This is a genomic window from Streptomyces sp. SUK 48, assembly GCF_009650765.1.
GTDB lineage: Bacteria > Actinomycetota > Actinomycetes > Streptomycetales > Streptomycetaceae > Streptomyces.
Map to the genome: position 1 here is coordinate 667,611 of NZ_CP045740.1, position 21,150 is coordinate 688,760.

The following is a 21,150-nucleotide window of genomic DNA, read 5'->3' on the forward strand; positions in this document are numbered from 1 at the left end:
TTTCCCATGTCTGTTCGTATCCTCGCGCTCGTCGGCAGCCTGCGTGCCGGTTCGCACAACCGTCAGCTGGCCGAGGCGGCCGCCAAGCTCGCCCCCGAGGGCGCCGAGGTCGTGCTCTTCGAGGGCCTGGGCGAGGTGCCCTTCTACAACGAGGACGTCGACGTCGAGGGCGCCGTCCCGGCCGCCGCCGCGGCCCTGCGTGCGGCCGCCCAGGGCGCCGACGCCTTCCTGCTGTTCTCGCCCGAGTACAACGGCACCATGCCGGCCGTCCTGAAGAACGCCATCGACTGGCTGTCCCGCCCGTACGGCGCCGGCGCCTTCGGCGGCAAGCCCGTCGCCGTGATCGGCACCGCCTTCGGCCAGTACGGCGGCGTCTGGGCGCAGGACGACACCCGCAAGGCGGTCGGCATCGCCGGCGGCAGGGTGATCGAGGAGATCAAGCTCTCGATCCCCGGCTCCATGACCCGCTTCGCCGAGATCCACCCGGCCGACGACACCGAGGTCGCCGCCCAGCTGACCGAGGTCGTGGCGCGCCTGCACGGCACCGCGGCGGAGGTGACGGCCGCCTGAGCCCCACCCGAACCGCCCGTAGGGGCCGGAGCCGAGCGGCCTCCGGCCCCTACGGGTTTCGCCTCGGGGCCGCTCGGCCTCGCGGCCCCCGCGGTTCCCTTGGGGCAGCCGGGGGAACGACTCCGCGTCGCGCTCGACTTCCGGGGCCGGTCAGGGGTATGCGGACGATGGCCGTACGGCCGTGATCGCGTCAGCCGCCCGAGGAGGAAGCCGTGCCCCTGGTCCCGCCCCCGTTCGACCCGGAACTGGCCGCGTGCCTGGAGTCGCTCGGGGACGCCGCCGCGCCCGGCTTCCGGCTGGAGGACCTCGACGCCGCCCGGCGCGGCACCTCCCTGGCCGCACCGGACCTCACCCTGGGCGGCGCCTTCGAGGTGAGCGAGCACGCGGTACCGGGACCGCCGGGCGCCCCCGGGGTCCCGCTGCTGGTCTGCCGCCCGGCCGATACGACGGCCCCGCTGCCGGTGCTCTACCACGTGCACGGCGGCGGCATGATGGCCGGCACCGACCGGGCCGGGGTGGAGGTCCCGCTGGACTGGGCGCGCGAACTGGGCGCGGTGGTGGTGTCGGTCGACTACCGGCTCGCCCCCGAACACCCGCACCCGGCGCCGGTCGAGGACGTGTACGCGGGCCTCGTCTGGACCGCCGCCCACGCGGCGGAGATCGGCGGCGCCGCGCGGCGGATCGTCGTCGCGGGGGCCAGCGCGGGCGGCGGACTCGCGGCGGCCGCCGCGCTGCTCGCCCGGGACCGGCAAGGCCCCTTCCTGCTCGGCCAGTTGCTGATGAGCCCGATGCTGGACGACCGCAACGACACCGTCTCCGGCCGGCAGATGACCGGCCGCGGACTCTGGGACCGCACCGCCAACGAGACCGCCTGGACGGCCCTGCTGGGCACGCGCAGGGGCGGCCCGGACGTCTCCCCGTACGCGGCCCCGGCCCGCGCCGCCGACCTGTCCGGGCTGCCGCCCGCCTATCTCGACGTCGGCTCGGCGGAGACCTTCCGGGACGAGACGGTCGCCCACGCGTCCCGCCTCTGGGCGGCCGGCGGCCGGGCCGAACTCCACGTCTGGCCGGGCGCGTTCCACGGCTTCGACACCCTCGCCCCGAAGGCGGCCCTGTCCCGCGCGGCGCGCACCGCCCGGCTCGACTGGCTGCGGCGGCTCTGGGCGCGGTGAGACCGGGGCCCGGCAGGGTTCCCCTCTCCCCAGCCCCCGCTTGTTGACGTTACCGTTCGGTAGACCCCGTGTCCGGAGCCTCCCGGAGGTACTCGCCCATGACGCCCGACCGCTCCCCCGGTCTCGCCGAGTCCGCCCGCGCGCTCGCCGCCGGGGAGGTGACCTCCCGGACGCTGGTGGAGCGGACCCTGGCCCGGATCGAGGCGGGCCGGGGTCCGCTCCTGAACGCCTTCCGGGTCGTGCGCGCCGAGGCCGCGCTCGCCGAAGCGGACGCCGCCGACCGGGAGTTGGCGGCGGGCGGACGCCGGCCGCTGCTCGGGGTGCCGGTCGCCGTGAAGGACGACACGGACGTGACGGGCGAGCCGACGGCGTTCGGCTGCGCGGGCGACTTCCCGCCGGCGGCCGAGGACGGGGAGGCGGTACGGCGGCTGCGCGCGGCCGGTGCGGTGATCGTCGGCAAGACGAACACCTGCGAGCTGGGGCAGTGGCCGTTCACGGAGGGGCGGGCCTTCGGCGACACCCGCAACCCCTGGCATCCCGGGCACACCCCCGGCGGCTCCTCGGGCGGATCGGCGGCAGCGGTGGCGGCGGGTCTGGTCCCGGCCGCGCTCGGCTCCGACGGCGCGGGTTCGGTGCGCATACCGGCCGCCTGGACCCGGCTGATCGGCATCAAACCGCAGCGCGGCCGCATCTCCACCTGGCCGCGCCCCGACCCCTTCCAGGGGATCACGGTCAACGGCACGCTGGCCCGTACGGTCGCCGACGCGGCCCTGCTGCTCGACGCGGCGAGCGGCAGCCATGCCCGGGACGTGCACCGGCCGCCCGCGCTGACGGTGGCGGACGCGGTCGGCCGCGATCCCGGCCGGCTGCGCGTCGCGCTGTCCCTGAAGCCGCCGTTCACCGCCGTACCGGCCCGGCTGCATCCGCAGATCCGCGCCCGGGTCACCGAACTCGCCGGGCAACTGGCCGCGTTGGGACACGAGGTGGCGGAGGACGACCCGCCCTATGGGCAGATCGGGCTGGCCTTCGTGCCCCGCGCCACCGCCGGGATCGCCGAACTGGTCGCCGAGGCCCCCGACCCCGCGCTGCTCGACGCCCGCACGCGGGGCGCGGCCCGGCTCGGCCGGCTGCTCGGCGGGGCCCCGCTGCGGGCGGCCCGGCGCGCGGAGGCGGGGCTGCGACGGCGGATCGGCGGCTTCTTCCGGTCGTACGACGTGATCCTCACCCCGACCACGGCGGCTCCCCCGCCGCGGATCGGCGCGCTGGACGGGCTCGGCGGGGCGGCCACGGACCGGGCGATCATCGGCGCGTGCCCCTACGCGTGGCCGTGGAACGTGCTGGGCTGGCCGGGGGTCAATGTGCCCGCCGGGTTCACCGGGGACGGGCTGCCGGTGGGCGCGCAACTGCTCGGGCCCGCGGGGAGCGAGCCGCTGCTGGTGTCGCTCGCGGCCCAGCTGGAGGCGGAGTTGCGCTGGTACGAGCGCTGGCCACCGGAACCGGCCGGGTGAGGGCCGGAGCGTGAGCAGGGCGGCCCCGGGGCGCGCGGGGACGGGGGCTCGGGGCTGCGGCTGGATGTGCTGCCGCCGGTCGTCGCCGGGGACGGGGGTGCTCGGCACGGGCCTCCCGGACGCGCCCCGGCCCGCCGACCGTCCCGGCCCATATCCGGACCGATCCGGACAGGGCTCAACCGGGGCACGACGGGCGCCCGTTGCCCCTGCGGGACGGGCCATTAGGGTGCCCCCGTGAGCACGTTTACCGACACCGATGAGAACGTCCCCGGCCGCCGCGGCCCGCACGCCACCACGGAGGCCGACCCGCGCGAGGTCGGCCGGGTGCGCACCGAGTACTCTCCGGCCCCCGACGGCGACCCGGACCCCGGGGAGATCGTATGGACCTGGGTGCCGTTCGAGGAGAACGACGGCCGGGGCAAGGACCGCCCCGTACTGGTCGTCGCCCGCGAGGCGGCGGGCACCTTCCTGGCCGTGCAGCTCTCCAGCAAGAAGCACGACGGCGACCGGGAGTGGGTGGCCATCGGCAGCGGCCCCTGGGACCGCTCGGGCCGTGACTCCTGGATCGACGTGGACCGGGTGCTGCGCCTCTACGAGGACGGCATGCGCCGCGAGGCATGCGCCCTGGACCGGATGCGGTTCAACCTGGTCCGGCAGCGGCTGCACGAGCGGTACGGCTGGACCTGACGCCCGCGGGCCGGGTGGCGGGCGCCGGCCGGGTGGCGGGCGTCAGGTCGCGGACGGGCGCCCACCGGCCCCGTCCCCGGAACGCCCCCTGCCTCACACCGCGGCCGAAGCGAACACCCGCTCGAACGCCGCCCGCACCGTCGCCCGGGGCGTCCGGTCCAGTACTCCGAACACCACTCGCTCGAACGTCCGCTCGAATCGACCTCCGGCGCCGAGCAGCTCCCGGAACGCGCCCGCGACCTGCGCCGGGTCGTTCTGGAAGACGCCGCAGCCCCAGGCGCCCAGCACCAGCCGCCGGTACCCGTGGGCCGCGGCGGTCTCCAGGACCCGCTCGGCGCGGGTCGCGAGGGCGGCCGGGATCTCGGCGGCCCGCTCGGGTGCCGTACGCCGCAGGACGCCCGCGTTCGGCGCGGCGGCGGTCAGGAAGCCCACGTGGTAGGGCTCGGCGAGGAGCCGGCCGTGATCGTCGCGGAAGACGGGGACGCCGGGGGTGTGGATCACCCGGTCGGAGTAGAGCGGGTCCCGGTCGGCACGGTGATGGTCGTAGAACTCCCGGACCCCCAGCAGGCAGGTGTACAGCGCGGAGGCGCGGCACAGCGCCTCTTCCTGGGCCTGGGCGCCGTTCAGATAGCCGCCGCCGGGATTCCTCGCCGAGGCGAAGTTCAGGACGGCGACCGGGGCGTCGGCCAGCCGCCGGGCCGCCTCCATGCTGCTCTCGCCGGTCACCTCGACGACCGTGTCCGGGCCCGGCGCCGCGTCCGGGCCCGGCGCCGACGGCAGCGGGACGGGCCCGGGACCGTACATCCGGGTGCCGGTCCGCGCGGCCGCTATGGCGTCCGCGAGGGACACCTCCCGGCCGCCCGGGACCCGGTAGCGGCCCGCGGCCACGATCTGTTCGGTCTCCGCGGCGATACCGCGCAGGCGCGCGCTCATGGCGCCACCCCCGTGGACGCCATGACCGCGGCCCGCGCGGTCTCCCCCGTTGTGCTCATGCGCTCATCCTGGGTGATGCTGGTGGGGCGGTGCAACGGAGTTTCCCGGCCCCGGAGTCCGCCGCGGACGCGCACGGTCACGAGGACGACCGGTCCGGCCGCCCCGAGGGGCGCTCTTGTGCGATCCGGCCCGAGGGTCTTGGCTGGGACGAGTGCCGGTCCGGCCGACGGAACGCCGGACCGCAGACATGGTGGAATCTCAGGAGGATCCCGACATGTCCGATGCGAAGGACGAGGGTGGCGACTGTACGGAGCACCGTACGGCCGTCACCGAGGCCGAGGTGGACGCCCTGGTCCAGGGCATCTGCTTCAAGACCGGGCCGCCCCGCACCCTCGGGTGGAGCTGGAGTGGCTCATCCATGAGCGGGACCTGCCACAGCGTCCCGTGACACCCGAACGGCTGCGCGCGGCCTACGCCGCCGTGCGTGCCGTACCCCTCGGTTCGGCGCTCACCGTCGAACCCGGCGGCCAGCTGGAACTGAGCTCGCCGCCCGCCGCCTCCCTGATGGAGTGCGTCGGCACCGTCTCCGCCGACCTCGCGGCCGTCCGCGCCGTACTCGACGAGCAGGGCCTCGCCCTCGTCGGTCTCGGCCATGATCCCTTCCGCGTCCCGGACCGGTTCCTGCGCGAGCCGCGCTACGACGCGATGGAGACCTGCCTGGACCGCACCGGACCGGCCGGGCGGCACATGATGCGCGCCTCCGCCTCCGTGCAGGTCTGCGTGGACGCGGGCCACGAGGAGCCGGGCCCGCTCGGGCACGGGCGGCGCTGGTGGCTCGCGCACCAGCTGGGCGCGGTCCTGGTGGCCGCGTTCGCCAACTCCCCGCTGACCGACGGGCTGCCGACCGGCTGGCTGTCCACCCGGCAGCTGATGTGGGCGCGGATCGGCGCGGACCGGGCGGGCGCGCCCCCGCTGGGCGAGGAGCCGCGGTCCGCGTGGGCCCGGCATGTGCTGGACACCCCGGTGATGTGCGTACGCCGGGACGGCGGGCCCTGGGAGGTGCCCGAGGGGCTGACCTTCCGGGAGTGGACGCGCGGGCAGGGGACCCGGCCGCCCACCCGGGCGGACCTCGACTACCACCTGACGACCTTGTTCCCGCCGGTCAGACCGCGTGGTCATCTGGAGCTGCGGATGATCGACGCGCAGCCGGGCGAGGACGGCTGGATCGTGCCGCTCGCGGTGACGGCGGCGCTCTTCGACGATCCGCAGGCCGCCGAGACCGCCTACCGGTGTGTGAAGCCCCTGGCCGAGCGGGCCCTGAACCTGCCGGCCCCGCACAATCCGCTGTGGAGCGACGCGGCCCGGCTCGGGCTCGCCGATCCGGAGTTGCGGGAGGCGGCCGCCGCCTGTTTCGCGGCGGCGCTCGACGCGCTGCCCCGGCTCGGGGCCGGCGCCGAGGTGACGAACGCCGTGGCGGGGTACCTGGAGCGCTATGTCGCCCGGGGCCGCTGCCCGGCCGATGATCTGCTGGACGCGCTGCCCGGCACCCGCGGCGCCCCGGCCGGGAGCGGCCCCGCCGCCCAGGGCAGGAAGGACATCCCCTCATGACCGCCCCCAAGGCCGAGGCCACGACCGCGGAGCCGGACACCGAGGCGCTGCGCGAGCGCGCGCTGGCCTCGCTCACCACCGCCCGGGACCGCACCACCTTGCTGACCACGTGCGTGGACGAACCCGATCTCACCGCGCAGCACTCGCCGTTGATGTCCCCGCTGGTGTGGGATCTCGCGCACATCGGCAACCAGGAGGAGCTGTGGCTGCTGCGGACGGTCGGCGGCCGGGAGGCGATGCGCCCCGAGATCGACGGCCTGTACGACGCCTTCGAGCATCCGCGCGCGGAGCGGCCCTCGCTGCCGCTGCTGCCGCCCGCGGAGGCCCGGCACTACGCGGCGGAGGTGCGCGGGCGGGTCATGGACGTGCTGGAGTCCGCCCAGCTGCGGGGCACCCGGCTGACCGAGGCCGGGTTCGCCTTCGGGATGATCGCGCAGCACGAACAGCAGCACGACGAGACGATGCTGATCACCCATCAGCTGCGCACGGGCCCGGCGGTGCTGACCGCGCCGGCCCCGGAGCCGGGTCCGCCGTTCGCGGGTCCGGCCGAAGTCCTCGTCCCCGGAGGCCCGTTCACCATGGGCACCTCCGCCGAGCCGTGGGCGCTGGACAACGAACGCCCGGCGCATCCGCGGGAGGTGGCGCCGTTCTGGATCGACACCACCCCGGTGACGAACGCGGCGTACCAGGCGTTCATCGAGGACGGCGGCTACGGCACCGAGCGCTGGTGGACGCCGGAGGGCTGGGCGCACATCCGGGGGCACGGCATCGACGCGCCGCTGTTCTGGCGCCGGGAGGGCGAGGGCTGGCTGCGCCGCCGCTTCGGCACCACCGAGGTGGTGCCGCCCGACGAGCCGGTGCTGCACGTGTGCTGGTACGAGGCCGACGCGTACGCCCGCTGGGCCGGGCGCCGGCTGCCCACCGAGGCGGAGTGGGAGAAGGCCGCCCGGCACGACCCGGCCACCGGCCGCTCCCGGCGCTACCCCTGGGGCGACGCCGACCCGGGGCCGGAGCACGCCAACCTCGGCCAGCGGCACCTGGGCCCCGCCCCGGCCGGCAGCTATCCGGCCGGGCAATCGCCGCTCGGAGTGCGGCAGTTGATCGGCGACGTGTGGGAGTGGACGGCGAGCGACTTCCTGCCGTACCCGGGGTTCCAGGCGTTCCCGTACAAGGAGTACTCGGAGGTGTTCTTCGGCTCCGCGCACAAGGTGCTGCGCGGCGGTTCGTTCGCCGTGGACCCGGTGGCCTGCCGGGGCACCTTCCGCAACTGGGACTACCCGATCCGGCGGCAGATCTTCTCCGGCTTCCGCACCGCCCGTTCGGAGAGCGCCTGATGTGCCGTCACCTCGCTTACGTGGGGCCCGAGTCGTCGCTGGGGCGGCTGCTGACGGAGCCCCCGTACAGCCTGTTCCGGCAGTCGTGGGCGCCCAGGCGGCAGCGGTACGGGACGGTCAACGCCGACGGGTTCGGCGTGGGCTGGTACGCGTCCGGCGACCCCGAGCCCGCCCGCTACCGGCGGGCCGGGCCGATCTGGGCGGACCTGTCCTTCACCGACCTGGCCCGGGTGGTGCGCTCCGGCGCGGTGCTCGCCGCCGTACGGGACGCGACCCTCGCGGGCGCGGACGCGGAGGCCGCGGCGGCGCCGTTCGCCGCGGGGCGCTGGCTGTTCAGCCACAACGGGGCGGTCCCGGGCTGGCCGGACGCGGCGGCGCCGCTGGTGGCCACGCTGCCCCCGGTCGACCTGCTGTCGCTGCCCGCGCGCACCGACTCGGCGTTCGTCTGGGCCCTGGTGCTGCACCGGCTGCGCACCGGGGCCGCCCCGGAGCGGGCACTGGCGGAGACGGTGCGCGAGGTCGCGGAGGCCGCCCCCGCTTCCCGGCTGAACCTGCTGCTGACGGACGGCACCACCATCGCCGCCACCGCCTGGGGCGACAGCCTCTGGTACCGCACGGAGCCCGGCCACGGCACGGTCGTCGCCTCCGAGCCCTACGACGACGACCCGCTGTGGCGGGAGGTCCCGGACCGCACCGTGCTCACCGCGGACAGCACCGGTGTGCTGCTCGCCCCGGCGGCGCGACCGGCCGCCGCACCATCTAAGGAGACCTGCACGTGAGCCCTCTGCACGTCACCCGCACCCTCCCCGAGGACGCGACGGAGGCCGCGCTGCGCGCCGATGTCGAGCACGGCCTGACCGACGACCCCAAGTGGCTGGCGCCGAAATGGTTCTACGACGCCCGGGGCAGTGAACTCTTCGACCGCATCACCGAGTTGCCCGAGTACTACCCCACCCGCGCCGAGCGGGAGATCCTGGCCGCCCGGTCCGGTGAGATCGCCGCCGCGAGCGGGGCCCGGACGCTGATCGAGCTGGGCTCGGGCTCCTCGGAGAAGACCCGCTATCTGCTCGACGCCCTCACCTCGCTCGCCGCGTACGTGCCGGTGGACGTCAGCGAGAGCGCCCTCACCCAGGCCGGGCGGGCGCTCATCACGGAACGCCCGGACCTCGAAGTCCACGCGCTGATCGCCGACTTCACCGCGCCGCTCGACCTGCCCGCTACGCCGGGCCCCCGGCTGGTGGCGTTCCTCGGCGGCACCATCGGCAATCTGCTGCCCGCCGAACGCGCCGCCTTCCTCGCCTCGGTGCGCGCCCTGCTCGAACCCGGCGACGGCCTGCTGCTCGGCACCGACCTGGTCAAGGACGAGCAGGTGCTGGTGCGGGCGTACGACGACGCGTCCGGGGTGACGGCCGCGTTCGACAAGAACGTGCTGAACGTCGTCAACCGCGAACTGGGCGCCGACTTCGACCCGGACGCCTTCGAGCATGTGGCGCTGTGGGACGCCCGGCGCGAGTGGATCGAGATGCGTCTGCGCTCGCGCACCGCCCAGACCGTGAAGGTGCCCGCGCTGGGCCTCGCGGTCGAGTTCGCGCCGGGCGAGGACCTGCGCACCGAGGTGTCGGCGAAGTTCCGCAAGGAAGGGGTGAGCCGGGAACTGGCCGCCGCCGGGCTCGACCTGACCCATTGGTGGACCGACGCGCGGGAGCGGTTCGCGCTGTCGCTGAGCGTGGCGCGGTGAGGCGACGGCGCGGCGCGCGAGCAGGCGGCACGGTGAACGGTTCAGAGGTTCGGGGTGAGTTTCCCGGTGAGCTGCTTTGACGCCCGGCGGGCCTCCGTCGCCGGGTCGGCCCCGTTGAGCACCCTGGTCATGTACTGCTTGATCGGGTTGTCGGCCTCGACGTCGGCCCACTGAGGGGTGTTGGGGGTCGCCCTGCCGTGTGCCGCGCCCGCGGCCATGGCGGCGACCCCCTCCTCACCGGAGACGGCGGCGGCCAGCGTGGTCTTGTTGGGCACGTAGTTCATGGTGCGGGCGAGTTCGGTGTCCCACTTGGCGCCGGTGAGCGCCCCGATGACGGCGGTCGCCGCGAACTGGTCCTTGGTGTTCTGCGGGACGACGAGGTCGGAGCCGCCGGTGAACACGGCGCCGGGCCGGGAGGCGTTCGGGCCGGGCACCGGGAAGTAGCCCAGTTTTCCCTTGAGTTCCGGGTTCTGCCGCACGATCGACTGAGCGAGTCCCGGTACGGCGACGATCTGCGCCACCTTGCCGCCGGCGAACACCCCGGCCTGGGGCGGGTGTTCCTCGTCGGCGCCCTTGGGCCCGTCGCCCAGCGCCTGGAGCCGCCGGTAGAAGTCCATGCCGCGCAGCGCGGCGGGGGTGTCCAGGGTGCCCTTCCACTGGTAGTCGCCGACCTTGCGGGCCAGGTCTCCGCCCTCGTCCCAGATGAAGCCGGAGAGCGTGTACCAGTCCTGTCCGGCGAGGTAGATTCCCTGGTCCGGGCCCGAGTCGAGCTTCTCGGTGTCGGCGAGCCACTGCGCGCGGGTGCGTGGCGGACGGGTGATACCGGCCTGGGCGAACAGGTCCTTGCGGTAGATGACGACGCGGTTGGCGGCGTACCAGGGGATGCCGTACTGCGAGCTGCCGTCCTTGCCGGGGTCGGCGAGTCCGGGCAGCCACTTGTCCTTGCCCCAGTCGCGCATCGACTCCAGGGTCAGATCGGCGAGCCGGCCGCCGTCGGCGTACAGCGGCACCTGGGTGTTGCCGACCTCGATCACGTCGGGCGCGTCCGCGGAGGTCTCGGCGAGCGCCTTGCGGACCTTCGCCACGATGCCGGTCCAGTCCTGGATCCGGATGTCCAGGCGCAGGTCCGGGTGGGTGTGTTCAAAGTCCTTGGTGAAGCGGTCGAGGAAGTCCGCCGAGGCGCTGTCCTTCATCAGCCACACGGTGACGGTCTCGCGCTGATGGGTGCCGGGGAGCATCCCGCAGCCGCTGACGAGGCAGCCGGTGACACAGCCGAGGGCGAGCAGACGACATCTCACGAGGGGTCCTGTTCTGTCTGGCGTGGCGCATGCGCACAGGGGTGACGGCCCGACGTGGGGGGACGAGCGCACAGGCTCGTACGGGTGTGGCTGGATTTTGGTATGGACCAATGCCGAGGTCAAGGGCTACCGGCGATCACGCGAGGTGACGCCCGCTACGCCGCGCGGAGCGGGCCGGGATACGGCACCGTGGAGTACGGCGTGTCCCCCGGCCCAAGGAGCCCCCCGATGACGAACCACACCTACCGGGTCACCGAGATCGTCGGCACCTCGCACGAGGGCCTCGACCAGGCCATCCGCAACGCCATCACCCGCGCCGGCCAGACGCTGCGCAACCTGGACTGGTTCGAGGTGACGCAGGTCCGCGGCCAGATCGAGGACGGGCGGATCGAGCACTACCAGGTGGGCCTGAAGGTGGGCTTCCGCATCGAGGACGGCGACTGACCGGTCCGTCTCAGGTACGGCCCTCCTTCTCCTGCGCCTCGCGCAGCGCGGCGGATTCCTCGGCCCAGCGGGCCCGCACCACGGTGAATCCGGCGCGCTCCGCGTCGTCGCACACCATCGCGTCGTCGTCCGCGAGGAAGCGCACCTCGCGGCCCCGGGCGAGCCGGCGCAGGGTCGCGAGCTTGGTGAACCGGGCGGGCCTGCGATCCGCGTCGCCCCGCATGTACAGCTCCCCCGCGGGCAGTTCGTGCGCCGCGAGCCAGTCCAGGGTGTCGCGCCGGTACCGCTCCGGACGTCCGGTCAGATAGACGACCTCGCAGTCCCGCGCGCTGCGCCGGGCCAGCTCGACGCCCTCGGCGAGCGGCGGGTCCGCGGGCGCGGCGCCGAAGAAGCCGTCCCAGTCCTTGGGGCGCCGCTGGAGGAAGTGCTGCCGGTGGGCGGTGTCCGCCAGGGTGTTGTCGAGGTCGAACACGGCGATCGGCCGTGCGCTGTCGTCGCTCCCGCCAATGTCGCTCACACCAAGACCCTAGCCACTCGCGGGAATCCGCGGGCGGTCAGGGCGTTGGACCGTACGTGAGCAGTTCAGTGATCGCCCGGACCCGGTTCTCCGTCCTCGACCGTTCGCGCATCCGGCAGGGGCACCCGCCCGCCGAGGCGCTGCGGGACACCGTGGCGCTGGCGCGGGAGGCGGAGGCGCTCGGCTACCACCGGTTCTGGGTGTCCGAGCACCACGGTGTGCCCGGGGTCGCCGGTTCCGCGCCGACCGTGCTGGCCGCCGCCGTGGCCGCCGCCACCCGGACCATCCGGGTGGGTACCGGCGGGGTGATGCTGCCCAACCACCGGCCGCTGGTCGTCGCCGAGCAGTTCGGGGTGCTGGAGTCGCTGTTCCCGGGGCGGATCGACATGGGTCTCGGGCGTTCGGTGGGCTTCACGGACGGGGTGCGCCGGGCGCTCGGCCGGGACAAGGAGGACGCCGAGGACTTCGGGGCCCAGCTCGGCGAACTGCTCGGCTGGTTCTCCGGGGCGTCCCCCACGGGGGTGCGCGCCCGGCCCGCGGACGGCCTGCGGGTGCCGCCGTTCGTGCTGGCCCTGGGCGAGGGCGCGGAGATCGCGGCGCGGGCCGGACTGCCCCTGGTCATCGGGGATCTGCGCGGCCGGGAGCGGCTGCTGCGCGGCGTCGAGCGCTACCGCGCCGGGTTCCGCCCCTCCCCCTGGGCGGCCGAGCCGTACGTGGTGGTCTCGGGGACGGTCGCGGTCGCCGGGACCGAGGAGGCCGCGCGGCGGCTGCTGGTCCCGGAGGCGTGGTCGATGGCGTACGCCCGCACGCACGGCACCTTCCCGCCGCTCGCCCCGGCCGAAGAGACCGAGGTACGGGCCATGACCGCGCGGGAGCGGGAGGCGTACGAGGCGCAGCTCGCCGGGCAGCTCGCGGGCACGCCGGACCAGGTCGCGCACGAGCTGGCGGCGATCCTGGAGGAGACCGGCGCGGCCGAGGTCCTCGTCACGACCAGCGGCTACGACCGTACGGCGCTGCTGGACTCCTACCGGGCGCTGGCCGCGCTCTTCGCCCCCGCTCCCTGACCCCGGGGCGGCGCCCCGAGATGCGAGGCGGGCCCGCGCCGGTGACCCTGGGAGGGCAAGAACGCACGCGAGGAGGAGGACCGCCATGTCCTTCATGGACAAGCTCAAGGGCATGATCAAGGGCCACGAAAGCCAGGCCGACAAGGGCATCGACAAGGGTGGCGACTACATCGACCAGCGCACCGGCAACAAGTACCAGAAGCAGGTCGACACCGCTCAGGACAAGGCGCGGGACGAGTTCGGCACCCGGCAGGACCCGGGCAATCCTCCGCGCCCTTAGGGACTCTCGTCTGGATCAGGTCGGGCGGGGGCGGATAGGGTGTGTCTTCCATGCACCACAGCCCCCATGATCCCTACGTCCGCGTGCGCGGCGCCCGTGAGCACAATCTCCGGGGCGTCGACGTGGACGTCCCACGTGACGTACTGGCCGTGTTCACCGGCGTGTCCGGCTCGGGGAAGTCGTCCCTGGCATTCGGCACGATCTACGCCGAGGCCCAGCGCCGCTACTTCGAGTCGGTCGCGCCGTACGCGCGCCGGCTGATCCACCAGGTCGGCGCGCCCAAGGTCGGCGAGATCACCGGGCTGCCGCCCGCGGTCTCGCTCCAGCAGCGCCGCGCGGCCCCCACCTCGCGCTCCTCGGTGGGCACGGTCACCAATCTCTCCAACTCCCTGCGCATGCTGTTCTCGCGTGCCGGGAAGTACCCGCCGGGCGCGGAGCGCCTGGATTCCGACGCGTTCTCGCCGAACACCGCGGCGGGCGCCTGCCCCGTGTGCCACGGTCTGGGTCAGGTGCACGACACCAGCGAGGAGTTGCTGGTGCCGGATCCCGCGCTCTCGGTGCGCGAGGGCGCGATCGCCGCGTGGCCGGGTGCCTGGCAGGGCAAGAACCTGCGGGACATCCTGGACACGCTCGGCTACGACGTGGACGTCCCCTGGCGTGAACTGCCCGCCGAGCAGCGGCGCTGGATCCTGTTCACGGACGAGCAGCCGGTCGTCACGGTGCATCCGGTGCGGGACGCGGACCGGATCCAACGCCCGTACCAGGGCACGTACATGAGCGCCCGCCGGTATGTGCTCAAGACGTTCGCCGACACCAAGTCGCCGACCCTGCGCACCAAGGCGGAGCGCTTTTTGACCAGCGCGCCCTGTGCGGGGTGCGGGGGCAGCCGGCTGCGGCCCGAGTCGATGGCGGTGACCTTCGGCGGCCGTACCATCGCCGAGCTGGCATCGCTGCCGCTGACCGGGCTCGCCCAGGTGCTGGACGGCGACTCGGAGACGGCCCGGGTCCTCACCGAGGACCTGAAGTCGCGGATCGCGCCGGTGGTCGAACTCGGCCTCGGCTATCTGAGCCTGGACCGGTCCACCCCCACGCTCTCGGCGGGCGAGCTGCAACGGCTGCGGCTGGCCACGCAGTTGCGGTCCGGGCTGTTCGGTGTGGTGTACGTGCTGGACGAGCCGTCCGCGGGACTGCACCCGGCGGACACCGAGGCCCTGCTCACCGTGCTGGCCCGGCTGAAGGCGGCGGGGAACTCGGTGTTCGTGGTGGAGCACCATCTGGAGGTGGTGCGCGGCGCCGACTGGCTGGTGGACGTGGGGCCCGGTGCGGGCGAGCACGGCGGCCGGGTGCTGTACAGCGGGCCGCCGGCCGAGCTGGCGTCGGTCGAGGAGTCGGCGACGGCCGCGTTCCTCTTCGACGAGGCGCCGGGGCCGCCGCGTGAAGTCCGTGAGCCGCGCGGCTGGCTGAAGGTCGGTCCGGTGACCCGGCACAACCTGCGCGAGGTGACGGCCGAGTTCCCGCTGGGCGCGTTCACCGCCGTCACCGGGGTCTCCGGCTCCGGCAAGTCCACGCTGATCGGGGAGTTGACGCAGGAGCTGGAGGGCGTGGACCGGCTGGTGCGGGTCGACCAGAAGCCGATCGGGCGTACTCCGCGTTCCAATCTGGCCACGTACACCGGGCTGTTCGACGTGGTGCGGAAGGTGTTCGCGGCGACGGACGAGGCGCGGGCGCGCGGGTACGGCGTCGGGCGGTTCTCCTTCAATGTCGCCGGGGGCCGCTGCGAGACCTGCCAGGGCGAGGGGTTCGTCAGCGTCGAGCTGCTGTTCCTGCCGAGCACGTACGCGCCCTGCCCGGACTGCGGGGGCGCCCGCTACAACCCCGAGACGCTCCGGGTGACGTACCGGGGGCGGAACATCGCCGAGGTGCTGGACCTGACGGTGGAGGCGGCGGCGGAGTTCTTCGCGGACGTCCCGGCCGCCGCCCGCAGCCTCGGCACCCTGCTGGACGTGGGTCTCGGCTACGTGAGCCTCGGCCAGCCCGCGACCGAGCTGTCCGGCGGCGAGGCCCAGCGGATCAAGCTGGCGAGCGAGCTGCAGCGCGGCCGCCGCGGCCACACCCTGTATCTGCTGGACGAGCCGACCACCGGACTGCACCCGGCCGACGTCGAGGTCCTGATGGACCGGCTGCACGGCCTGGTCGACGACGGGCACACGGTCGTCGTGGTCGAGCACGACATGACGGTGGTCGCCGCCGCCGACTGGGTCGTCGACCTCGGCCCGGGCGGCGGCGACCGGGGCGGCCGTATCGTCGCCGCGGGCCCGCCCCAGCGGGTGGCCCGGGCCAAGGACAGCGCGACGGCACCGTATCTGGCCCGGGTGCTGCCCTAGGGATGTCCCGCAGGGCACGACCCCGCCTGGCCCGGCCCTGCGGGACATCCCGCCCGGACGATCCCCTGCGGGTCATCCCCTCCGGAAAGTCACCTCCGGATCAGCGCGCCCGGGTCATTCCCTCGCGGTCGGCCGGTGCGGGCTGTCCGAGGGGGCGGGGGGACGCGCGGTGGTCGTGGACCAGGGCCGCGTGGGTCCAGCTCGGGGCGGGGGTGATCGGCTGGGCCGCGGTGGCGAGGGCGCGGCGGTCGGGATGGGTGTCCGCGGGGATCAGCGGGCGCACCTCGGCCTCGGCGACCAGGCCCCGGGTGCGGGCCACCCGCCACAGGGAGGCGAGCAGGGTGTCCTCGCCGACGAAGGCCGCGGCGGTGCCCGTACCGCCGTCCTGGAGCCGGTACCGCAGGCAGACCGGCTGCACGGGCACGCCCGCGTCCAGCGCCGCCTGGAAGACGGCCCGGTGGAAGCGGCCGTGGGCGCGCCCGCACCAGGTGCTGCCCTCCGGGAACGCGGCCACCGCGGACCCGGTGCGCAGGACGTCGGAGATCACCGCGACCGTGCCGGGCAGCGCGCGCAGCCGGTCCCGCTCGATGAAGAGCGTCCCGCCCCGCGCCGCCAGCGCACCCGCCACCGGCCAGCGCCGTATCTCCGTCTTGCCGAGCATCCTGGCTGGCCGTACGGCGGTCAGCAGCGGGATGTCCAGCCAGGACACATGGTTGGCGACCAGCAGCAGCCCGCCGCCGGGCGCGACCGCGCCGGTGATGCGCGCCCGTACCCCGATGGCCCGTACGACGGCCCGGCACCAGCGCCCGATCCACTCGGCGGGAATCCGCCGGCCGAGCGGGGACAGGGCGATGCCGGCCAGCACCAGGACGGCGACGGCGGTCAGCCGCAGCACGGCCCGGGGCACGGGGACGGCGGCGGGCGCCGGTTCCACACAGGCGTCCGGGGTGCAGGGCGCGGTGGGCAGCCAGCCGCTCATCAGGCCGGCACGAGGGAGAGGAAGTGCCGCAGATAGCGCGGGTTGACCCGGCGCATCGACAGCAGCACGTACAGGTCGGCGACCCCGAAGTCCGGGTCGTGCGCGGGCTCCCCGCACACCCAGGCGCCCAGCCGCAGATAGCCGCGCAGCAGGGCGGGCAGTTCGGTGCGTCCGGCGGGGGCCTCGGCGTTCGGGGTCCAGGGCGTGCGCGGTCGTACCCGGAACTCCTCGGGCGCCAGGTGCTTGTCGCGCACCCGGTCCCAGGTGGCGGTGGCGAGGGCGCCGCCGTCGGCGAGCGGTATCGAGCAGCAGCCGGCCAGCCACTCGTGGCCCCGGCCGGTCATGTAGCGGGCTATGCCGGCCCAGATCAGACCGATGACCGCGCCGTCGCGGTGCTCGGGGTGCACACAGGAGCGGCCGACCTCCACCAGGCCGGACCGGATCGGGTCGAGCGCGCCGATCGTGAACTCGCCCTCGGAGTACAGCCGTCCGGCGGCCGCGGCCCGCTCGGGCGGCAGCAGCCGGTAGGTGCCGACGACCTGCCCGGTCGCGGTGTCGCGGACCAGCAGATGGTCGCAGTGGGCGTCGAAGGCGTCGATGTCGTGGCCCGGCCGCGGGGTGGCGAGTACGGCGCCCATCTCCTTGGCGAAGACGTCGTACCGCAGCCGCTGCGCGGCCCGCACGTCGTCCTCGTCGCGGGCGAGCGTGACGGTGTAGCGGGCGGGTGCCAAGGGCCCCGGGGGACGGTCGAGGGTGGGAACGCCGGTCATGGCTCTCTCCTGGTCACGGGGCCGGTTCGGCGGCAGCGGCGGCGGACCGGTGGTCCACGGCCCGCCGCTCCTGTTCTTCCGACGCCGGTTGGCCGGCGCGTAACGGGTGCCGGGAGAGCGGATGTGGGGATGCTGAACGGCCGGGGCGCCGGGCCGTCACGCGCCCGGCGGCTCCTTGGTCACGCACCCGGCGAGCAGCCGCCCGGCCTCTTCGGGGGCGAGGAGGCGTTCGAGGACGAGGTCGCCGGTCATGTGCGGGAAGAAGCGGCCCGCGGGCCGGCTCCGCTGGTACGGCGGCGGCTCAGGCACGAGGAGCCGGGCGCCGTCCACGACGGGGATGTCGGCGGGGGCGCCCTCGTTCCACAGCCACGCGCCGGTGGGGGCGACCAGGTTGAAGGAGCCGGTGGTGTGCACCTGGCCCGGCTGGTCGCGGCAGACGGCGGCCTCCTCGACGGCGGGGGCCCGGCCGGGGAGGTGGCCGCCGCCGATCAGCACGTCGGCGAGCAGGGTGTGCAGCGGGAAGTTGTCGCCGAGGCCGCTCATCCGCAGCGCGAAGCCGGTGCCGGTGGCGCGGTCGAGGGCGATCAGCGGTTCGTCGTCGAGGACGAGCAGGGCGTGGTGGAGGCACTTGAACGCGTCTTCGGACGCCTCCCGCACCGCGCTCCCGCACCGCGCGCAGCGCCGTGAGCAGTGCGGTGCGGGAGCGCGGTGCGCACGGCGGCGTGGTGGAGCACGGCCACGCAGGCCATCTCCCACTGGGGCAGGGTCAGCCGGGCCAGGGCGGCCTCGGGACCGACCCGGTCGAACGGCCCCGGGTCCTGCTCCCCTCCGGGTCCGGCAGCTCGCGCCCCCGCCGGTCGCCGCCCAGCGCTCGCGGCCGGCAGCGCGGCGAGGCGCCGGGCGGCCTGCGCGGTCTCCTGCGCTCCCGCCTCCTGAAAGTGCTGGTACGGCTCCTGGAACTCGTGCTCGGCGCGACCGGTGTCCCGCTCCCGCACAGCGGTCTCGAACCCGGTGACGGCGTCGAGGAACCGCTCCCTCCCCTTGTGTCCGAAGATCATGAGCGGGGGGTACAGGTGCGGGACACCACGAGACGGGGCCGGGTGAGCACCACTCTCCCGGCCCCGCCCGCCCGCCCCTGTCGGCGAACGTCTGTGTGTGCGAGCGGCGTTACCGCTTGCCCGCCTTCCGGGTGGCCCGCAGCCATTCCCGGTTCATGCCGGTGATGGACATCAGCGGGATGCCCTTGGGGCAGGCGGTGGCGCACTCCCCCGTCAGGGTGCAGCCGCCAAAGCCCTCGTCGTCCATCTGCGCCACCATGTCCAGCACCCGGGTCTCCCGCTCGGGCGCGCCCTGCGGCAGCACGTTCAGATGGTTGATCTTGGCCGAGGTGAACAGCATCGCCGCGCCGTTGGGGCAGGCCGCCACGCAGGCTCCGCAGCCGATGCACTCGGCGTGCTCGAACGCGAAGTCGGCGTCGGCCTTCGGCACCGGCGTGGCGTGCGCCTCGGGCGCGGAGCCGGTGGGCGCGGTGACGTAGCCGCCGGCCTGGATGATCCGGTCGAACGCGGACCGGTCGACCACGAGGTCCTTGATCACCGGGAACGCGGCGGCCCGCCAGGGCTCGATGTCGATCGTGTCGCCGTCCTCGAAGGACCGCATGTGCAGCTGGCAGGTGGTGGTCCGCTCGGGTCCGTGCGCGTCGCCGTTGATCACCAGGGAGCAGGCGCCGCAGATGCCCTCGCGGCAGTCGTGGTCGAAGGCGACCGGGTCCTCGCCGGACAGGATGAGCCGCTCGTTGAGGAGGTCCAGCATCTCCAGGAAGGACATGTCGGACGAGATGCCGTCCACCTCGTAGGTGGACATCGTGCCGTCGGCGTCGGCGTTCTTCTGCCGCCAGACGCGCAGGGTGAGCTTCATGCGTAGCTCCGCTGAGTGGGGTGGACGTACTCGAAGACCAGGTCTTCCTTGTGCAGGACGGGAGCGGAGCCCGTACCGGCGAACTCCCAGGCGGCCGCGTAGGCGAACTCCTCGTCCCGGCGGGCGGCTTCGCCGTCCGGGGTCTGGGACTCCTCGCGGAAGTGGCCGCCGCAGGACTCGACGCGGTGCAGCGCGTCGAGGCACATGAGTTCGGCGAGTTCGAGGTAGTCGACGATACGGTTGGCCTTCTCCAGCGACTGGTTGAACTCCTCACCGGTGCCGGGGACCTTGATCCGCCGCCAGAACTCCTCGCGGATCTGCGGGATGCGCTCCAGCGCCTTGCGCAGACCCTCGTCGGTGCGCGCCATACCGCAGAACTCCCACATGATGTCGCCGAGTTCGCGGTGGAAGGAGTCCGGGGCGCGGTCGCCGTCGACGGCGAGCAGCAGGTTCAGCCGGTCCTCGGTCTCCGCCAGCACCTCCTGCACGGCGGGGTGTTCGGGGGTGACCGGGTCCTGGTGGGGGTTGCGGGCCAGGTAGTCGTTGATGGTGGCCGGGAGCACGAAGTAGCCGTCGGCCAGGCCCTGCATCAGGGCGGAGGCGCCGAGCCGGTTCGCGCCGTGGTCGGAGAAGTTGGCCTCGCCGATGGCGAACAGGCCGGGGACGGTGGTCTGGAGGTCGTAGTCGACCCACAGTCCGCCCATCGTGTAGTGCACGGCCGGGTAGATCCGCATCGGCACCTCGTACGGATCCTCGTCGGTGATCCGCTGGTACATGTCGAAGAGGTTGCCGTACTTGGCCTCCACGGCCCCCCGGCCCATGCGCCGGATCGCGTCGGCGAAGTCCAGGTAGACGCCTTGGCCGCCGGGGCCGACCCCCCTGCCCTCGTCGCAGACGTTCTTCGCGGCGCGGGAGGCGATGTCGCGCGGGACCAGGTTGCCGAAGGAGGGGTAGATGCGCTCCAGGTAGTAGTCGCGCTCCTCCTCGGGGATGCGGTTCGGCGGGCGGTCGTCGCCCTTGGCCCTGGGCACCCAGATCCGGCCGTCGTTGCGCAGCGACTCGCTCATCAGGGTGAGCTTGGACTGGTGGTCGCCGGTGCGCGGGATGCACGTCGGGTGGATCTGGGTGAAGCAGGGGTTGGCGAAGTAGGCGCCGCGCCGGTGCGCCCGCCAGATCGCGGTCGCGTTGGAGTTCATGGCGTTGGTCGACAGGTAGAACACGTTGCCGTAGCCGCCGGAGGCGAGGACCACCGCGTCCGCGAAGTACGTGTCGACACGGCCCGTGATGAGGTCCCGGGCCACGATGCCGCGCGCCCGCCCGTCCACCACGATCAGGTCCAGCATCTCGGTGCGCGGATGCATCTCCACGTTCCCGGCGGCGATCTGCCGCGACAGCGCCTGGTAGGCGCCGAGGAGGAGCTGCTGGCCCGTCTGGCCGCGGGCGTAGAAGGTGCGGGAGACCTGGACGCCGCCGAAGGAGCGGGTGTCGAGCAGGCCGCCGTACTCACGGGCGAAGGGGACGCCCTGCGCCACGCACTGGTCGATGATCTCCACGGAGATCTGGGCCAGGCGGGCGACGTTGGACTCGCGGGCGCGGAAGTCGCCGCCCTTGACGGTGTCGTAGAACAGCCGGTGGACGGAGTCGCCGTCGTTGCGGTAGTTCTTCGCCGCGTTGATGCCGCCCTGCGCGGCGATGGAGTGGGCGCGGCGCGGGGAGTCCTGGTAGCAGAACTGGACGACGTGGTAGCCCTGTTCGGCCAGGGTGGCGCCCGCGGAGCCGCCGGCGAGGCCGGTGCCGACCACGATGACCGTGTGCCCCCGCCGGTTGGCCGGGTTGACCAGCTTGGCCTCGAAGCGGCGGGTGTCCCAGCGCTCGTGGACCGGCCCTGCGGGGGCCTTGGTGTCGGCGACGGGTTCGCCGGTCGGGTAGTTCAGGTAGTCGGTCATG

Annotated in this window: 20 protein-coding genes and 1 pseudogene; 12 read left to right on the top strand and 9 right to left on the bottom strand. The window is 74.2% G+C overall.

The genetic code is table 11. The annotated features are described in order from the left end of the window. The first annotated feature begins 6 nt into the window (after nucleotides 1–6). The 4 genes from GHR20_RS02965 to GHR20_RS02980 all read left to right on the top strand — a co-directional run bounded on the left by GHR20_RS02965 (nucleotide 7) and on the right by GHR20_RS02980 (nucleotide 3,937). Complete coding sequence (locus tag GHR20_RS02965; RefSeq protein WP_153812092.1) at nucleotides 7–570, top strand: NAD(P)H-dependent oxidoreductase; 564 nt, start codon at nucleotides 7–9, stop codon at nucleotides 568–570. 212 nt (nucleotides 571–782) lie between these two features. Next, complete coding sequence (locus GHR20_RS02970; protein ID WP_153812093.1) at nucleotides 783–1,742, top strand: alpha/beta hydrolase; 960 nt, start codon at nucleotides 783–785, stop codon at nucleotides 1,740–1,742. Nucleotides 1,743–1,840: 98 nt separating this feature from the next. After that, nucleotides 1,841–3,250 (top strand): amidase, encoded by a 1,410-nt coding sequence (locus tag GHR20_RS02975; RefSeq protein ID WP_153812094.1) that lies wholly within the window; start codon nucleotides 1,841–1,843, stop codon nucleotides 3,248–3,250. A gap of 234 nt (nucleotides 3,251–3,484) precedes the next feature. Continuing rightward, nucleotides 3,485–3,937 (top strand): type II toxin-antitoxin system PemK/MazF family toxin, encoded by a 453-nt coding sequence (locus tag GHR20_RS02980; protein WP_153812095.1) that lies wholly within the window; start codon nucleotides 3,485–3,487, stop codon nucleotides 3,935–3,937. A gap of 93 nt (nucleotides 3,938–4,030) precedes the next feature. Here GHR20_RS02980 and GHR20_RS02985 read toward each other — a convergent pair whose 3' ends face one another. Next, nucleotides 4,031–4,870 (bottom strand): TIGR02452 family protein, encoded by an 840-nt coding sequence (locus tag GHR20_RS02985; protein WP_153812096.1) that lies wholly within the window; start codon nucleotides 4,868–4,870, stop codon nucleotides 4,031–4,033. Nucleotides 4,871–5,144: 274 nt separating this feature from the next. Between GHR20_RS02985 and egtA the strand changes: the two are divergent. The 4 genes and pseudogenes from egtA to egtD all read left to right on the top strand — a co-directional run bounded on the left by egtA (nucleotide 5,145) and on the right by egtD (nucleotide 9,550). After that, nucleotides 5,145–6,478: pseudogene (gene egtA / locus GHR20_RS02990) on the top strand (ergothioneine biosynthesis glutamate--cysteine ligase EgtA). Continuing rightward, complete coding sequence (gene egtB / locus GHR20_RS02995; RefSeq protein WP_153812097.1) at nucleotides 6,475–7,812, top strand: ergothioneine biosynthesis protein EgtB; 1,338 nt, start codon at nucleotides 6,475–6,477, stop codon at nucleotides 7,810–7,812. The pseudogene egtA and the gene egtB overlap by 4 nt, the downstream one beginning before the upstream one ends. Then, nucleotides 7,812–8,591: an ergothioneine biosynthesis protein EgtC gene (gene egtC, locus GHR20_RS03000; protein WP_153812098.1), complete on the top strand. Its 780-nt coding sequence runs from the start codon at nucleotides 7,812–7,814 to the stop codon at nucleotides 8,589–8,591. Before egtB ends, egtC begins: the two co-directional genes overlap by 1 nt. Next, the gene (gene egtD / locus GHR20_RS03005; RefSeq protein ID WP_153812099.1) at nucleotides 8,588–9,550 is read left to right on the top strand and encodes an L-histidine N(alpha)-methyltransferase; all 963 of its coding nucleotides are present in this window, start codon (nucleotides 8,588–8,590) and stop codon (nucleotides 9,548–9,550) included. Before egtC ends, egtD begins: the two co-directional genes overlap by 4 nt. A 41-nt stretch (nucleotides 9,551–9,591) precedes the next feature. Here the strand turns inward: egtD and GHR20_RS03010 are convergent, their stop codons facing one another. Further along, on the bottom strand, nucleotides 9,592–10,848 hold the full coding sequence (locus GHR20_RS03010) for an extracellular solute-binding protein (RefSeq protein WP_153812100.1): 1,257 nt from the start codon (nucleotides 10,846–10,848) through the stop codon (nucleotides 9,592–9,594). A 228-nt stretch (nucleotides 10,849–11,076) separates the two neighbouring features. On the opposite strand from GHR20_RS03010, the gene GHR20_RS03015 reads away from it, so the two are divergent. Beyond that, on the top strand, nucleotides 11,077–11,292 hold the full coding sequence (locus tag GHR20_RS03015; protein WP_111584988.1) for a dodecin: 216 nt from the start codon (nucleotides 11,077–11,079) through the stop codon (nucleotides 11,290–11,292). Between the two features lie 10 nt (nucleotides 11,293–11,302). Here GHR20_RS03015 and GHR20_RS03020 read toward each other — a convergent pair whose 3' ends face one another. Continuing rightward, on the bottom strand, nucleotides 11,303–11,800 hold the full coding sequence (locus tag GHR20_RS03020; RefSeq protein ID WP_153815802.1) for a hypothetical protein: 498 nt from the start codon (nucleotides 11,798–11,800) through the stop codon (nucleotides 11,303–11,305). A 65-nt stretch (nucleotides 11,801–11,865) separates the two neighbouring features. On the opposite strand from GHR20_RS03020, the gene GHR20_RS03025 reads away from it, so the two are divergent. The 3 genes from GHR20_RS03025 to GHR20_RS03035 all read left to right on the top strand — a co-directional run bounded on the left by GHR20_RS03025 (nucleotide 11,866) and on the right by GHR20_RS03035 (nucleotide 15,537). Continuing rightward, a complete protein-coding gene (locus GHR20_RS03025; RefSeq protein ID WP_153812101.1) occupies nucleotides 11,866–12,873 on the top strand; it encodes an LLM class flavin-dependent oxidoreductase in 1,008 nt (335 codons plus the stop codon). An 85-nt stretch (nucleotides 12,874–12,958) separates the two neighbouring features. Continuing rightward, nucleotides 12,959–13,153 carry an antitoxin gene (locus GHR20_RS03030; RefSeq protein ID WP_111584986.1) on the top strand — a complete coding sequence of 65 codons (195 nt, stop codon included), beginning with the start codon at nucleotides 12,959–12,961 and terminating at the stop codon, nucleotides 13,151–13,153. A 50-nt stretch (nucleotides 13,154–13,203) separates the two neighbouring features. After that, the gene (locus tag GHR20_RS03035; RefSeq protein WP_153812102.1) at nucleotides 13,204–15,537 is read left to right on the top strand and encodes an excinuclease ABC subunit UvrA; all 2,334 of its coding nucleotides are present in this window, start codon (nucleotides 13,204–13,206) and stop codon (nucleotides 15,535–15,537) included. Nucleotides 15,538–15,637: 100 nt separating this feature from the next. Here GHR20_RS03035 and GHR20_RS03040 read toward each other — a convergent pair whose 3' ends face one another. The 6 genes from GHR20_RS03040 to GHR20_RS03060 all read right to left on the bottom strand — a co-directional run bounded on the left by GHR20_RS03040 (nucleotide 15,638) and on the right by GHR20_RS03060 (nucleotide 21,149). After that, entirely contained in the window at nucleotides 15,638–16,516 is an 879-nt protein-coding gene (locus GHR20_RS03040; protein ID WP_148025474.1) for a lysophospholipid acyltransferase family protein, read from the bottom strand. Next, nucleotides 16,516–17,286 (bottom strand): GNAT family N-acyltransferase, encoded by a 771-nt coding sequence (locus GHR20_RS03045; RefSeq protein WP_153812103.1) that lies wholly within the window; start codon nucleotides 17,284–17,286, stop codon nucleotides 16,516–16,518. Before GHR20_RS03045 ends, GHR20_RS03040 begins: the two co-directional genes overlap by 1 nt. Before the next feature lie 156 nt (nucleotides 17,287–17,442). After that, complete coding sequence (locus GHR20_RS38250) at nucleotides 17,443–17,943, bottom strand: hypothetical protein (RefSeq protein ID WP_343335986.1); 501 nt, start codon at nucleotides 17,941–17,943, stop codon at nucleotides 17,443–17,445. Further along, complete coding sequence (locus GHR20_RS38255; protein WP_343335987.1) at nucleotides 17,871–18,344, bottom strand: hypothetical protein; 474 nt, start codon at nucleotides 18,342–18,344, stop codon at nucleotides 17,871–17,873. The genes GHR20_RS38250 and GHR20_RS38255 overlap by 73 nt, the downstream gene beginning before the upstream one ends. A gap of 109 nt (nucleotides 18,345–18,453) precedes the next feature. Then, the gene (locus GHR20_RS03055; protein ID WP_153812104.1) at nucleotides 18,454–19,203 is read right to left on the bottom strand and encodes a succinate dehydrogenase/fumarate reductase iron-sulfur subunit; all 750 of its coding nucleotides are present in this window, start codon (nucleotides 19,201–19,203) and stop codon (nucleotides 18,454–18,456) included. Further along, nucleotides 19,200–21,149 carry a fumarate reductase/succinate dehydrogenase flavoprotein subunit gene (locus GHR20_RS03060; protein ID WP_153812105.1) on the bottom strand — a complete coding sequence of 650 codons (1,950 nt, stop codon included), beginning with the start codon at nucleotides 21,147–21,149 and terminating at the stop codon, nucleotides 19,200–19,202. The genes GHR20_RS03055 and GHR20_RS03060 overlap by 4 nt, the downstream gene beginning before the upstream one ends. Between the last annotated feature and the right edge of the window lies 1 nt (nucleotide 21,150).